Here is a 15,201-nt window from a genome sequence, read left to right as displayed (position 1 = left end):
AAGCCGTCTTGTTGGCGCCCCGCCGCCAGAATTTCCTAGGCTACAGTCGCCAAGCCGCCTTGTTGGCGCCCCGCCGCCAGAATTTCCGGGACTACAGTCGCCAAGCCGCTTTATTGGCGCCCCACCGCCAGAATTTCCGGGACTACAGTCGCCAACCCGCCTTGTTGGCGCCCCGCCGCCAGAATTTCCTAGGCTACAGTCGCCAAGCCACCTTGTTGGCGCCCCGCCGCCAGAATTTCCTGGACTACAGTCGCCAAGCCGCTTTATTGGCGCCCCGCCGCCAGAATTTCCGGGACTACAGTCGCCAACCCGTGAATTGGCGCATAAACCCCTAGAATTGGCGCATACCACCGATGAGTTGGCGCATAACCCCCATGAACCGTTACCCTACCCCGCCGCTACACCGCGAAACAGAAAAACCCGGCAGCAGAACTAACCCTGCCCCGGGTGCCTTCCTAGCCCGAAAGATGTATTCTCCCGCGGGTAAATCGTTAAAACTTGTATGTCCAAAACCGTTCATTGTTAACCCAGACCATTGTTTGTGGGTCTTGGTTTTTCAATTTTTCTTCCATATCCTTGACCATTTGCTGTGTTTGGGAGCGGTGCGCCCGGATGGCAGCCATTTTTATATCTGCCACAGGTGTAATTTCGTGAACGATATCAGCGTCGCCGATATCCTCTTCGCAATTGTTGGAAAAGGCGACACAATGAAGCTTCGGCCTTTTGCCAGGTTCCATTTCACTGACTGCCCTGACGACAGCCCGTCCAGTGGCCTCGTGGTCGGGGTGTACTGAGTAGCCCGGGTAGAAGGTAATGACCAGGGACGGATCCACTTCCTGAATGATGGACGAAATCTGGGCAGCGAGTTTTCCTTCATCTAAAAATTCAATCGTCTTATCCCTATAGCCGAGCATCCGCAAATCGCTGATGCCAAGAACTTTTGCCGCTTCCAATAGTTCTTCCCTGCGGATTCCCGGAAGCGATTCCCTTGTAGCGAATGGAGGATTGCCCATATTCCTGCCCATTTCGCCGAGTGTCAGGCAGGCGTATGTGACAGGGGTTCCGCTTTGAGTGTGCATGGCGATTGTCCCCGATACTCCAAATGCTTCATCATCAGGATGCGGGAAGACGACAAGCACATGGCGTTCCTTTTCCATAGTCAATTCTCCTTTTGATCGGTCTTAGTATAATTATGCCGGCTGCTAATCAGTGATTAGCCTTTTGCCTAATGATTTATTCGAACGGCGTCGGGCTGATTTGAAGAGCCACTGCGAGCTTACCGCTGAAATCATGGCCCGCCATCAGCAGGCGGCCGTTTTCGTCCAATTCAAAATGGGTGATCCCCTCTGCATATATCCAGCCTAAAGGTATTTTCAGGCCAACCCTGTAGGGTCCGTCACCGGTGATTTTTCCGGAGTCATATTGAACTTGAGCGTTGCGGATATAGGCGCCGGATGAAAAAAAGGACTGGTTATAATGGGTTGCATACGCGCCATTCGTCGTTTCCAGGTGGATATAAACCTCTTTTTTGCAAAACTTGTCAATGGCAGCCTGGACTGCGTTTATGTTGACTGGTTCCATATGATCCCCTTCCCAATGGCAGTTGCCTGCTCTTCTTTTGCTCAACCGCTTTAATTCCTTAATCATACTAAAAATAGGAGTGAAAAGCGAAAGCAACGCACTTTTCAACCACTCTGCGCGATTGCCGCCCAGAAATAGAAAAAGGCCGGAATGGCATCCGGCCTTTTATGTCACCAAATTAATTTTTCGGCAGGTTCCTGTATTCGCCCTGCCAAGTCGGACCGACGTACTCGTTTAGTTTAAATCCATGGCGGATGGCTTCCGTAATGAATACTTTCGCTGTATCAATCGCTTCCTCGACGGATTGCCCTTTTGCGAGGCCTGCCGCAATGGCGGATGAATAAGTGCAGCCTGCTCCATGTGTATAAGTTGTCCCGAGTTTTTCCGTCTCGTACAACTTGTAGTTCTTTCCATCAAACAACAGGTCGACCGCCTTTCCTTCATAGTCGAACTTGCTGCCGCCCTTGATGACGACATATTTGGCACCTTGGTCGTGAATGATGGCAGCTGCATTTTTCATTTGGTCCATATCGCGGATGGGTCCTGTTTTTGCCAGCTGGCCCGCTTCGAATAAGTTTGGCGTCACGACTGTCGCCCGCGGAACAAGCAGTTCGCGCATAGCGTCCGTTGTTTCGGGATTGAGGACCTCGTCCTCGCCCTTGCAAACCATGACAGGATCAATGACCACTTTGCCAAGTTTATTCTCATCAATGACCTTGGCGGCGAGCTCAATGATTTCGACGGTGCCGAGCATTCCTGTTTTCATTGCATCAATACCTACCGAAAGGATCGTTTCCAACTGTTTCTTCAACGTTTCAACTGGCAGCGGATGAACTTCATGGTTCCAGCCCTCCGGTTTCATTGTAACGATTGTAGTTAACGCGGTCATCCCGTAAACTCCAAGCTCCTGGAACGTCTTCAGGTCGGCCTGGATGCCCGCGCCCCCGCTTGTATCTGATCCGGCTATTGTCAAAACTTTCTTAACTGACATGCTGTTTCCTCCTTTAAGAAGGGATTCATGATGGATTGCTTGTAACCATCCATTCCAAAATCCTGCTGTTATTACTCAACCCCATTTTACTTAGTATACCCGTTTTTTGTAAAGAAAATGGATAGCAGGCCTGTCATTCAATTAGCAATCCCCTGATCCGGATGCGGATGGGGTTGTGTTACAAATTTGTGATATGAGGTCTCATCGTGATAAATATTACTGCAAAAAATGACCGCTCGAATTACGCTAAATAGAAAGAAAGGTTAGTAGAGTTGCAAACTGTGAAAACGCTCTCAATCAAAAAAGCCCCAAGTTATTATCATGGGCACGATGCTTAACTGAATGTTTCACAAATTATACAAACAAAAGACACAAAGCTGCAAACAATCTGTCATATTAAAGCCACTATAAAACGGGTTTTTAAGATAAATTTTATAAGGTAACACTGCAAAACCCTATATCTGCAACGTTTTTGCAACGATTTGCCCCTTTTCAAGAGGAGTGACTAATATCACTGCTCATATGCGCAGCGATTTCTACAATGGAAGTAGTTGTAAATATGCAGTTATTAGAAAAGGAGGAAAGGCAATGAACAGGAAAAGTTGCCCTGACGAGTACCCTATTAATCTGTCCGTCAATGGCTATGAAATTGCCGTTTTCCAGCTGACAAAATCCGATTTGGAAGATTGGGTTTACGGTTACCTCTTTTCGGAGGGGATGATCGAAAATGCCGATGATATAGATAAAGTCGAGTTCCATGAAGGAACCGGGACCTTGCAGGTGACGCTGAATAATTCTTTTGACGGCGAGAAGATGTTCTCCAAGAAAAAGCATTACACAGCGGGATGTGGAAGAGGAGTTACGTTTTTCTCCATGACGGATGTGAAAGAATTCGAGAAAGTGCGTTCGACCAGGCACTATCCGTTAAGCTACCTGCTGAAAAAAAGGGCAGAATTTGCCCAGTCATCGACACTTTACCTAGAAACAGGCGGGATGCATGGCGCCTGCATCATCGATCAGGACGGCAATATGGCTGTCCGGGAAGACATCGGCCGGCATAACGCGGTCGATAAGATCATCGGCCATTGTATCAGGAAGCGGCTTAATCCGGAAGAATTGATCCTTTTAACGACCGGCCGCGTTTCCTATGAAATGTTATCCAAGGCAGCAAAATTTGGCTTCGCCGTTATCGGCTCAAGGACCGCTGCGACCAAGCAGGCAATCCAGCTGGCCAAATATTTAAATATAGAGGTTGTTGGCTATTTAAGGGGGAAGATGGCAGTCATTTATACCTCGGAGGGCAGGGTCTACAGCGATTTGAGGGAACCTGCCGCTGCAGAAATCAATTGAAAGGGGGAATCACCTCGGCATTGAATGTCAGGCACAGTTATTAGGGGAGTAAGGGATGCTTTAGTTAATTAAGGGAAGGAGACAGAGAGATGGTTGAAATCAACCTGAATCGCCGGCAATTCTTGAAACTGTCAGGCGCTACAGCGGCCACACTGGCCATTGTCGAACTTGGCTTTGATGAAAAGTCAGCCTATGCCAAGTCGAAAGAGCTTAAAATTGCCAAAGCCAAAGTAACACCAACCATTTGCTGCTATTGCGGCGTTGGGTGCGGAATCCTTGTCCATACAAAAGACAATACAGTTGTTTACACTGAGGGGGATCCGGATAACCCAATCAACGAAGGGAAGCTTTGCTCCAAAGGAACTACGCTGAGGCAGCTTTACACTTCAGAAAAACGCGTCCTTAAGCCGCGTTATCGTGCCCCGGGAAGCGATACATGGGAAGAAAAAGATTGGGAATGGATGTATGAGAACATTGCAAAGCGTGTGAAAGAAGCACGCGACACTTCTTTTGTCGAAAAAGAAGATGGCATGATCGTCAACAAAACCGAGAGAATCGCAAGCATTGGCGGAGCCGCGCTTGACAATGAAGAAGTTTATCTTCTCGCAAAATTAATGAGAGGGCTTGGCGTCGTTTATCTCGAACACCAGGCACGAATATGACACAGTTCTACGGTTGCCGGTCTGGCACCTACAGTAGGACGTGGAGCAATGACCAACCACTGGAATGATCTGCAATATACCGATTGTGCATTGATCATGGGAGGAAACCCTGCCGAAAACCACCCAATCTCCTTCAGGTGGCTTGTTAAGGCGAAGGAAAAAGGCGGAAGAATCGTATCAGTCGACCCGCGTTATACAAGGTCTTCAGCGATGGCGGATGTATACGCGCCGCTTCGTTCAGGAACGGATATCGCATTCCTTGGCGGGATGATCAATTATGCAATTGAGAAAAACCTGATCCACAAAGAGTATGTTGCTAACTATACAAATGCTGCATTTATTGTAAAAGATACGTTTAATTTCAATGATGGCCTCTTCTCAGGCTATGATGAGGCAAAAAGAGCATATGACAAGACACAATGGGCTTTTGAAACAACAGAGGACGGAACGATTGTGGAGGATAAAACCCTTCAGCATCCGCGCTCAGTCTTCCAATTGATGAAAAAGCATTATTCCCGATATACGGTAGATAAAGTTGTTGAAACCTCTGGAACACCGGAAAAAGACTTCCTGAAGGTATGTGAAGAGTTCTGTTCGACTGGAAAAGCTGGCAAGTCCGGCGTCATCATGTATGCGATGGGAATCACCCAGCACACTGTCGGAACAGAAAACGTCCGCGCGATGGGCATCCTGCAGCTCCTGCTGGGCAACATCGGCGTACCTGGAGGCGGTATCGCGGCCATGCGCGGCGAATCGAACGTCCAGGGTTCAACAGACTTCGCCCTTCTTTATGGCGATCTTCCCGGCTATTTGGGAACGCCTAAATCGACTTTGCCTGAACATGCTACCCTGCAAGGCTATCTTGATAAAGAAACGCCAAAAACGGGCTATTGGAGCAACAAGCCGAAATTTATCGTCAGCCTTCTGAAGGCCTGGTACGGTCCGAATGCAACGAAAGATAATGAATTCGCCTATCAGTACCTGCCAAAAGGCAACAAGAACTACTCACACATCAACCTGTTCAAGGCGATGTATGACAAGAATCTTGACGGCGCGTTCCTCTTCGGAACAAATCCTGTGGTCGGCGGCCCGAACGCAGGAAAAGAAAAAGAGGCGCTTGGCAATCTGAAATGGCTCGTCGCGATCGATCTTTGGGAAACAGAAACTTCCGCCTTCTGGCAAAAGGAAAGCGGAGCCGATCCGAACAAGATTGCAACAGAAGTATTCCTTCTTCCTGCTTCGGCATCTTTTGAAAAAGAAGGTTCTGTATCAAATAGCTCACGCTGGATGCAATACCGCTGGAAAGCAATTGACTCAAGAGGCGAAGCGAAAGCGGATCTGGAAATCATCCACCAGCTCGCTAACAGGATCAAGGCACTTTATAAAAATGAAAGCTCACCAGCCGCCAAGCCGGTTAACGCCTTGTATTGGAACTATGGTACAGGCGAACATCCGGATATTGACCTAGTGGCAAAAGAAATCAACGGATATGACCTTACTACCGGGAAACTTCTCGCCGGCTTCAAAGACTTGAAAGATGACGGCACAACTTTAAGCGGAAACTGGATTTATTCCGGCTTCTATCCGGAAGAAGGCAAGAACCGTTCTAAAAATCGAGATGCCAAGACAGGCGGACCGCACTTCCTGAACTGGTCGTACGCATGGCCTGCCAACCGCCGTATCCTTTACAACCGCGCTTCGGCTGATTTGAACGGCAAGCCGTGGAGCGATAATAAAGCGGTCATCCACTGGGATGCAGGACAGAAAAAATGGGTTGGAGACGATGTTCCTGACTTTGTAGTCGACAGGGCGCCAAGCGATCCTGGAGGAAAGAATCCATTCATCATGATGAAAGACGGCGGAGTTGGTGGACTGTATGCGCCAACATTGAATGACGGTCCGCTCCCTGAACATTATGAGCCATTTGAAAGCCCAATCAAGAATCCATTCTCCAGTGTGGACCTGAACCCGACCGTCCAACTGTTTGAAGGGGAATTTAACAAAAAAGGCGACAGGAAAGACTTCCCGATCGTCGCGACCACATACCGTGTTACCGAGCACTGGCAGTCGGGCTCCATGACAAGGAACCTGGAATGGCTGTCTGAAATCTCCCATTTCATGTTCATTGAAATGAGCGAGGAGCTCGCAAAAGAAAAAGGCATCAAGAATAAGGAAAAGGTTATTGTGACCTCGGCCCGCGGCGAAATCGAAGCTTATGCAATGGTTACAAAACGCTTCAAGCCGTATACCATCCAGGGCAAAAAGGTCCATCAAATCGGGATGCCATGGAACTTTGGTTACAAAGGATACGCAACGGGGGATTCGGCAAACCGCCTGACACCGCATATTGGTGATGCAAATACGACAATCCCTGAATATAAAGCATTCCTTTGCGACGTAAGGAGGAAAGGTTAATGCCGGAATATGTAAAGTATGTCGATGTCACCAAGTGCGATGGCTGTAAAGCCTGTATGGTCGCCTGCAAAAACTGGAATGACCTTCCTGTCGAAGATGTGACATTCCAGGGCAGTTCACAGTCCCACCCTAAGGTAACCGCGGACACGTGGAACGTCCTGCAATATATCGAACATGAAGATGCAAAAGGAAACCTGAATTATCTATTCCGCCATTCCGCATGCTTCCATTGTAAAGATGCAGCATGTGAAAAGGTTTGCCCTGAAGATGCCATTTCCTATACTGAATTTGGGACTGTTGTCATCGACCAGGATAAATGCGTAGGCTGCGGATACTGCGTCCAGAACTGCCCGTTCGACGTTATTTCCCTTAAGACGTATAAAGACAAGAACGGTAAAGAGTACAGAAAGTCACATAAATGTACAATGTGCACGGATCGCATCGAGGAAGGCCTCCAGCCTGCCTGTGTGACAACCTGCCATACTGGTGCAATGGAGTTCGGCAATAAAGATGAAATGATTTCCAAGGCTGAAAAGCGCCTCAATGAAATCAAAGGCAAATATCCAAACGCCCAAGTGTACAACCCGCAGGGTGTTGGCGGCACACACACCATATACGTGCTTGCTGAAAAACCATCTGTCTACGGCCTGCCTGAAAATCCGAAGGTCCCGACTTCCGCGATACTTTGGAAAGACTATGCGCAGCCAATCGGCAAGATGATGCTTGGAGCGACAACGATGGCTCTTGTCGGAGCGTTTGTAACCAATAAGATCGTTGGCAAAAGAACGGAAGAGGCCGAGCAGAAGGATGGTGGTGAAGGCGATGAGTAATCAAAAAGCGGGTAATGTTAAAATCCGACGCTTTCCGAAGGCGTTTGTCTGGGCCCATACGATTAACGGCTTAGCATTCTTTGCCTTGTATATCACGGCTCTGCCGATGTATACCAATTTCTTTGACTGGCTCTATCCTGTCCTGGGCGGTCCGGCAAATGCCCGCCTGCTTCATAGGATATTCGCTGTAGCTTTCATTGCACCAACCTTTATCCTGTTAATTTTCAGCCCGAAGTTCTTCATGCTTTGGATGAAGGAATTGATCACATGGAAAAAGCGTGATCTGGCGTTCTTTGGAAACTTTGTTAAGGAATTGTTCGGCTTCAAGTTTGGCCATGTCAGACAGACATTCTTTAACGCGGGAGAAAAAATCAACTCGATTCTCCAGATTTTCTGTGCAATCCTGGTCATCGTGTCAGGATTCACCATGTGGCTGCCTCAATATTTCCCGAAAGCTCTCGTCCAATGGGGCTACTTCCTCCACAACGTCGGCTTTGCTTTGGGAATAGCCGTTATTGTCGGGCATATCTACTTGTCCGTCATCCACAAGCATTCGCGTCCAGGCTGGTCGGGCGTTGTAACAGGAAAAGTACCTGCATGGTGGGCAAAAGGCCATTATGCCGACTGGTATGATGAAGAAGTGAAAAAAGGCAATTTCCCTGATCTTGATAAACTGGATAAAAAGAAAAACAAGGGAGCCTAGGAAACTGGCTTCCGGTAAAAACCGGAAGCAGACTACCGCTTAAATCGAATCAAAAAGGGGAATGGCTGTCTATAAAAAGACAGCCATCTCCGTTTAAAAGAATCCGCCAAGTGTTCGACACTATTAGAAAAGAGGTGCAACCTGGATGAAAACATCCGTTGTCTCAAAAGACTATCAAAAATTGCACAAGGAAATCATCGGTTTGCAGGAAAAATGGAAGAAAAGTCTTCCGGAACAGTCAGTCTCCATAAAACTGGATAAAACGGCTATGTCAACAGGGGTGCCTGTCACCACCCTGGCAGCTTTTGACTTTGATATTCCACTATATTTACAGTGGATAGAGGAAATTAAAGGATTATTAGTGAATAATAATGATAGAATGGAAGAGAAGCTTGCTTTTCTTGGCAATGTAATGGACGAAAATACAGCGCGGCGCTGGATTGATGAAGCGCTTGCGTTTAATCATATTTATTTCCAAAGCTTCGCGGCAGAACACGGTGCGGAGGAATGGATTCCCCATTTCCTCGCTGAAACAGCAGTAAGGCCATATCTGCAGCTTGCCGCTGAAAAGGCACAGCCTGAAATCCACTCCGCCGTCCATGGCGCGGGCTGCCCTGTCTGCGGGGAACCGGCGAGGATTGCCCAGCTTGAAGAGGGTAAAAAGGAACTTTATTGCCCACGCTGCCTGGCTCATTGGAATGACAAACGGCTGGCCTGCCCGCATTGCGGAAATGATGATCATGAAACGATTAGGTTCGTGACAGTCGAGGGCGATGAGACTTCCCAAATTCAAGTATGCGAAAAGTGCCATGGCTATTTGAAAATTGTCGATACAAAGCAGTTTATCAATAAGCCTACTGCGTCAATGCTCGACCTAAACACTCTACACCTTGACTTTGTCGCCCAGGAAAACGGCTATCATACCGGCGGAAGCGGAGAACTCGATAACTGAATAATCCTGGTGGCAAAAAAGGAAACAGAAGAAGGTGTTTGAATGAAAGCGTCAGCCATTCTTTTATCCGGCGGAAAATCAAGCAGGATGGGAACAAATAAAGCGCTCCTGAAAATAAAAGATAAGACGAATATTGAAAGAATCAAAGATGAACTCATCAAGATATTTGACGAAGTGATTCTTGTAACGAATGAGCCTGAAGTTTATGAATTCCTTCAGATAAAGACAGTAACGGACGAATACCCCGGAAAAGGCCCCCTGGCAGGACTCCATGCGGGCCTCCGGGCTTCCACCTCCGATGCCAACCTGGCCGTCGCCTGCGATATGCCGTTTGTTTCAGCGGAGCTTGCCGAAAGCATGATAAAGCGGATCGGGCATCATGATGCAGTCGTCCCGGTCATTGAGGGGAAACAGCATCCCCTTTTTGCCGTTTATCAAAAACGGATAATGGACGAAGTGGAAGACTGTATTAAGTCGGATAGTCTGAGGCTTAAGCATTTATTCGATAGACTGGATGTTTTATACTTGACGGAACAAGATCTGGAACTCTATTCAAATGGTTCACTCAACCGGGTTTTCTTTAATATGAATCTGCCTGAGGAATATGAAGAGGCCGTCCAACAGGCGGAAGGTGAAGGGACCAAGTAAGCAAAAGAGGCATTGGGAGAAAGGAAGTCAGGCAGATGCAATTTTTCAGAGTCAAAACAGTTGAAGAGACCTTTGCGCTCATCGATGAAAAAGTTCGGAAAACCGAAAATGTTGAAACGAGGGCCATAGAGGATGCAATGGGATACATCCTGGGTGAAGACGTAACAGCCCGCGAGAATGTTCCCGGCTTTGACCGCTCGACAGTGGATGGGTACGCGGTCAGGGCTGAAGACACCTACGGGTCATCGGAATCAATGCCTGGTTTTTTAACTGTTGCCGGAGAGGTGCGGATGGGTGAAGCCGCAGCCGTCCCGGTCGGCTTTGGAGAAGCTGTCTATGTTCCAACGGGGGGAATGCTTCCCGCCGGCAGTGACAGTGTCATTATGATTGAACACTGCGAGGAGATTGCCGGCCTCCTGAATACATACAGGCAAATCGCGCCGGGAGAAAATGTCATACGCGAAGGTGAAGATATCCGGCTTGGCGAGCTTGTCCTTGCAAAAGGAACAAGGCTCCGGCCGCAGGAAATTGGCGCGCTCGCGTCGCTTGGCATCACGCATGTGAAGGTTTACCGAAGATTAAAGGCGGGCTATTTATCGTCAGGGGATGAAATTGTTCCTTTTGAAACTCCTGCACTGGAAATCGGGCAAATCCGCGACATCAACTATTTAACGATTGCCGGGCTAGCTGCCGATTGGGGAGTCGATGTTGTTTATGGGGGAATCGTCCCTGATGATTATCATGAATTCCAGCGGAGGGCAAAAGAACTTTTTGACAAGGTCGACTGTTTAATCCTTTCCGGGGGAAGCTCGGTTGGGGCAAAAGATTACACTACAGATGTCATCCAGTCGTTGGGCAGTCCGGGTGTTTTTGTGCACGGAATTTCCGTCAAACCCGGCAAGCCGACAATTCTTGCCATGGCTGGGGAAAAGCCTGTCATTGGGCTGCCGGGGCACCCTGCTTCCGCAATGATCATTTTCCGCCTTTTTGGCGAACGGATTTTAAAACGGCTGCAAGGTGAGGAAATCAGTCGGAAGCCGGACAGGATTTTTGCAAGAATCACGAAAAATATCCCTTCCGCGCCGGGAAGGTCTGATTATATACGGGTCAGTCTGATGGAAAAGGAAGGCGAATGGTGGGCGGAGCCGATTATCGGCAAATCAGGGCTCATCACAACGCTTGTGAAAAGCGATGGGATTGTGGAAATAGTTTCGGAAAAAGAGGGCATCGCCCAGGGCGAGTACGTCCCGGTCATTGCAACAAGGTAGGGGGAGCGGCATATGGATCAGAAGCAGTATAAACGGAAAATTTATCTAGAGGACAAGCCCAGGATCCAGGCAAGGGATGAATTGCTCGCAGCGTTCGGGCTTCCATCCCAAAAGGAATGGGTCAAGGTCGATGACGCCCTCGGAAGGATTACGGCTGAACCCGTTTTTGCGACAACGTCAATGCCCCATTACCATGCATCCGCGATGGACGGGATTGCTGTACAGGCTTCGGAAACGTACAGTGCCCATGAGCAAAGGCCGCTCAGGTTATCGCTTGGCGAACAATTCGCTTATGTCGATACCGGCAATGCCATTCCACCGCAGTACAATGCGGTGATTATGATAGAAAACGTGAATGTCATCGATGACCATACTCTCGAGATTATTGAACCTGCCACACCTTGGCAGCATATCCGCCCGATTGGCGAGGATATCGTCCAGGAGGAAATGATTTTCCCGCAGGGCCACAAATTGCGCCCAGCCGATTTGGGATCCTTGCTCGCGGCCCGGATTACAGAGGTGGAAGTTATCAAAAAGCCAGTAGTGGCGATCATTCCGACAGGCAACGAATTGATTGAAGTAACCGCAGAGCCGCAATCTGGAAAAATCATCGAATTCAACGGGACGGTTTTTGCCAATTTCGTAAAGGAATGGGGCGGGGAGCCGCATTTAAGAGGAATTGTTAAGGATGAACCCGAGAAGATAAGGGAAGCACTATTAAACGCTGCTGAAAGCTCCGATATTGTCGTCATCAACGCCGGGTCCTCAGCCGGATCGAAGGATTTCACGGTCCACATCATCCATGAAATCGGCGAGGTTTTCACCCATGGTGTTGCGGCAAGGCCGGGCAAGCCCGTCATTCTGGGCAAAATAAAGGGCAAGCCAGTGGTCGGTGTCCCGGGTTACCCGGTCTCCGCTTATCTTGCCCTTGAATGGTTTGTCAGGCCTTTGATTTGCAAATACCTGCAAATTCCGGAGCCGAAACGGCAGACCATCCAGGTAAAGCTTGGCAGGAGGATTGTTTCGACAATGGGACAGGAAGACTTTATCAGGGTGAATATCGGCTATGTGAACGGGCAATTTGTCGCCAACCCGCTAACAAGGGCGGCGGGTGTGACGATGTCGTATGTCAGGGCGGACGGCCTGCTCGTCGTTCCGGTGAATGTACTCGGGTATGAGCAGGGGGACATGGCGGAGGCTGAGCTGCTAAGGCCTCTTGAAGAAGTCGCCGGCAGCATTGTGTTTAGCGGAAGCCATGATTTGACAATCGACCTGCTGTCTTCGCAAATCAAGAAAAAGCGGACCGATATGAAGATCATCTCTTCCCATGTCGGCAGCATGGCCGGTCTCCTCGCCATCAGGAAAGGCGAGGCACATGTGGCGGGAGTTCATTTACTCGATCCTGAAACAAAGGAATATAATCTCTCTTACGTCAAAAAGCTTCTGGATGGCATGGAAATTGTCCTGTATCCATTCCTGAAACGGAAACAGGGATGGTTCCTCCCGCCAGGAAATCCGCTCGGCATTGAATCAGTCATGGATGTGGCCGAAAAGAAGGCCCATTTTGTCAATCGCCAGAGAGGGGCGGGGACAAGAATTCTGTTCGACCTCCTTTTAAAGGAAGCGGTGCTTACCCCTGACCAAATCACAGGCTACAATCGCGAGATGTTCTCGCATTTAAGTGTAGCCGCTGAGGTAAAAGGGAATCCTGAAGCCGTCGGCATTGGCATTTTCCCGGCTGCACGGGCGATGGGGCTGTCATTTGTGCCGATTGCGGATGAAGAGTATGATTTAGTGATGACGAAGGAATTTTTTGAAAGTGAAAAAGGCAGAATGCTTATTTCTGTCATTCAGTCGGATGAATTCAGACAAAATGTCGAGAAGATTGGCGGTTATGAAGTAGTCGCAGGCGCAATGCCGAAAATCTGCTAAATACCGCCGGGAAAAGGTTCGGGGAGGTATATCATGTTTGAAATTGCTAAGGAACCGATCGATATCCAGTCAGTCATTGACAAAGTCGTCCAGCGGGAGGCCGGGGCGATTACGACCTTCATTGGGACAGTCCGTGAACTGACAAAAGGCAAAAAAACGTTGTATTTGATTTATGAAGCCTATGAAGCGATGGCCGTAAAAAAACTGGAGCAAATCGGCAGGGAAATAGAGGAGCGCTGGGCAGGTTCGAAGGTTGCGATCAGCCACCGGGTCGGCAAGCTGGACATTACCGATATCGCCGTTGTCATTGCCGTATCGACCCCTCACCGCGCTGATGCCTATGAGGCGAACCGGTATGCAATTGAGAGGATTAAGGAAATTGTCCCGATCTGGAAGAAGGAGCATTGGGAGGATGGCGAGGAATGGGTCGGCAACCAGCTTGAAACCGTTTCTTATCCGACCGGCAAGCCGGAAGAGGAGGATTTGAATGAATAAAGTGATGTTTTTCGCCCATTTGCGCGATGCCGCGGGCGTAGATTCGATTACAGTCGACGCCGCAGGCAAAACCGTCGGGCAACTCAAGATGGAGCTGGCCGAAAAATATGATTTACCTAAAATGGACACAGTCATGGCGGCCGTGAATGAGGAGTTTTCTTCAAATGACGAAACCATCAACGAAGGCGATGTCATCGCATTCATCCCGCCGGTCAGCGGAGGCTGAAAACCGGGCCTCGTGATTATAATGCTAAAAGAAGGCTTCCTGAAATCGGGAAGCCTTCTTTCGAATCGATTGCGAACGGAAAGGCTTGAAATGAAAAGGAGACACAATTATGGCAGAACGATATTCAAGGCAAATCCTTTTTCCCGGCATCGGAAAAGAAGGCCAGGCAAAAATCCGCTCAAAACATGTCCTGATGATTGGCGCGGGAGCCCTCGGTTCAGGAAATGCAGAGGTGCTGGTCAGAGCGGGCATCGGCAGGCTGACAATCATCGACCGGGACTACGTGGAAGCGAGCAATCTCCAGCGCCAGCAGCTGTATACGGAAGAAGATGTGGCTGAAAAGCTCCCGAAGGCCGCCGCGGCAGAGAAGCGGCTGCACGCCATCAATTCGGACGTTGAAATTGAAGCAATCATCGGGGACGCTAATCCTGAAGTCCTGGAGGAACTCGCCAAAGGGACCGATTTAATCATTGATGCGACGGATAATTTTGAAACAAGGATGGCCATTAATGACGTCTCCCAAAAATACAGGATCCCGTGGATTTACGGCGCATGCGTTGGCAGCCATGGAATGAGTTTCACCATTATTCCGGGGGTGACGCCATGCCTGAACTGTCTTCTAAGAACCATTCCTCTCCAAGGACTGACGTGCGATACAGGCGGGATTATTGCCCCGGCTGTCCAGATGGTCATTGCCCATCAATCGGCGGAGGCTTTCAAAATTCTGGCCGAGGACTGGGAGGCGGTCAGGGCGACTTTTGTCAGCTTTGATTTGTGGAGGAATGAATACACGTCGATGAAAATGTCAAAGGCGAAGTTCGCAGGCTGCCTTTCCTGCGGCGAGCATCCGACTTATCCGTATCTTGATGAGGAGAATAGGACGAAAACGACCGTGCTTTGCGGCCGGGATACCGTACAGATCCGCCCGTCCTCCAATGGGGAAGTATCACTTGAAAAGCTTGCCGGCCAGCTTAGTTCGCTTGGGTACGAAGTAAAAGGCAATCCCTATTTACTTGCGGTGGAACTAGGCGGGGAGCGGATGGTCATTTTTAAGGATGGGCGCGCGCTCATCCACGGAACGAAGGACTTGACCCATGCGAAGTCGTTGTATCAGAGGATTATGGGATAAATGAATACTATTTCAGGAA

General features: G+C 49.0%; 14 protein-coding genes. 11 read left to right on the top strand and 3 right to left on the bottom strand.

From position 1 onward, the window contains the following. Positions 1-491 precede the first annotated feature (491 nt). From bshB2 to pdxK, 3 genes are all read right to left on the bottom strand, one after another. The gene (gene bshB2, locus BN1002_RS20170; RefSeq protein ID WP_048827324.1) at positions 492-1,157 is read right to left on the bottom strand and encodes a bacillithiol biosynthesis deacetylase BshB2; all 666 of its coding nucleotides are present in this window, start codon (positions 1,155-1,157) and stop codon (positions 492-494) included. 76 nt (positions 1,158-1,233) lie between these two features. Next, positions 1,234-1,581 (bottom strand): YojF family protein, encoded by a 348-nt coding sequence (locus BN1002_RS20165; RefSeq protein WP_048827323.1) that lies wholly within the window; start codon positions 1,579-1,581, stop codon positions 1,234-1,236. Between the two features lie 178 nt (positions 1,582-1,759). Continuing rightward, positions 1,760-2,572 carry a pyridoxine/pyridoxal/pyridoxamine kinase gene (pdxK, locus tag BN1002_RS20160; RefSeq protein WP_048827322.1) on the bottom strand — a complete coding sequence of 271 codons (813 nt, stop codon included), beginning with the start codon at positions 2,570-2,572 and terminating at the stop codon, positions 1,760-1,762. 588 nt (positions 2,573-3,160) lie between these two features. Between pdxK and fdhD the strand changes: the two genes are divergently transcribed. From fdhD to BN1002_RS20100, 11 genes are all read left to right on the top strand, one after another. Further along, on the top strand, positions 3,161-3,922 hold the full coding sequence (gene fdhD / locus BN1002_RS20155) for a formate dehydrogenase accessory sulfurtransferase FdhD (protein ID WP_048827321.1): 762 nt from the start codon (positions 3,161-3,163) through the stop codon (positions 3,920-3,922). A gap of 98 nt (positions 3,923-4,020) precedes the next feature. Then, positions 4,021-6,999: a formate dehydrogenase-N subunit alpha gene (gene fdnG, locus BN1002_RS20145; RefSeq protein WP_148362892.1), complete on the top strand. Its 2,979-nt coding sequence runs from the start codon at positions 4,021-4,023 to the stop codon at positions 6,997-6,999. After that, on the top strand, positions 6,999-7,829 hold the full coding sequence (locus BN1002_RS20140; RefSeq protein WP_048827318.1) for a 4Fe-4S dicluster domain-containing protein: 831 nt from the start codon (positions 6,999-7,001) through the stop codon (positions 7,827-7,829). The genes fdnG and BN1002_RS20140 overlap by 1 nt, the downstream gene beginning before the upstream one ends. After that, entirely contained in the window at positions 7,822-8,532 is a 711-nt protein-coding gene (locus BN1002_RS20135) for a formate dehydrogenase subunit gamma (protein WP_048827316.1), read from the top strand. The genes BN1002_RS20140 and BN1002_RS20135 overlap by 8 nt, the downstream gene beginning before the upstream one ends. Positions 8,533-8,677: 145 nt before the next feature. Then, positions 8,678-9,484, top strand: coding sequence for a formate dehydrogenase accessory protein FdhE (locus BN1002_RS20130; RefSeq protein WP_048827314.1), 807 nt, complete (start codon positions 8,678-8,680; stop codon positions 9,482-9,484). A gap of 42 nt (positions 9,485-9,526) precedes the next feature. Beyond that, a complete protein-coding gene (gene mobA, locus BN1002_RS20125; RefSeq protein ID WP_048827313.1) occupies positions 9,527-10,132 on the top strand; it encodes a molybdenum cofactor guanylyltransferase in 606 nt (201 codons plus the stop codon). A 35-nt stretch (positions 10,133-10,167) separates the two neighbouring features. Continuing rightward, a complete protein-coding gene (locus tag BN1002_RS20120; RefSeq protein WP_048827312.1) occupies positions 10,168-11,400 on the top strand; it encodes a molybdopterin molybdotransferase MoeA in 1,233 nt (410 codons plus the stop codon). Between the two features lie 12 nt (positions 11,401-11,412). Then, entirely contained in the window at positions 11,413-13,332 is a 1,920-nt protein-coding gene (locus BN1002_RS20115; protein ID WP_048827311.1) for a molybdopterin biosynthesis protein, read from the top strand. A 30-nt stretch (positions 13,333-13,362) separates the two neighbouring features. Then, complete coding sequence (locus BN1002_RS20110) at positions 13,363-13,827, top strand: molybdenum cofactor biosynthesis protein MoaE (protein WP_048827310.1); 465 nt, start codon at positions 13,363-13,365, stop codon at positions 13,825-13,827. Continuing rightward, positions 13,820-14,053 (top strand): molybdopterin converting factor subunit 1, encoded by a 234-nt coding sequence (gene moaD / locus BN1002_RS20105; protein WP_048827309.1) that lies wholly within the window; start codon positions 13,820-13,822, stop codon positions 14,051-14,053. The genes BN1002_RS20110 and moaD overlap by 8 nt, the downstream gene beginning before the upstream one ends. Before the next feature lie 109 nt (positions 14,054-14,162). Beyond that, positions 14,163-15,182 (top strand): thiazole biosynthesis adenylyltransferase ThiF, encoded by a 1,020-nt coding sequence (locus tag BN1002_RS20100; protein ID WP_048827308.1) that lies wholly within the window; start codon positions 14,163-14,165, stop codon positions 15,180-15,182. Positions 15,183-15,201: the final 19 nt, after the last annotated feature.

Source organism: Bacillus sp. B-jedd (assembly GCF_000821085.1).
Taxonomy (GTDB): Bacteria; Bacillota; Bacilli; order Bacillales; family Cytobacillaceae; genus Bacillus_D.
Note: the sequence above shows the minus strand (reverse complement) of the source record. Positions and strands in the feature narration are given on the sequence as shown.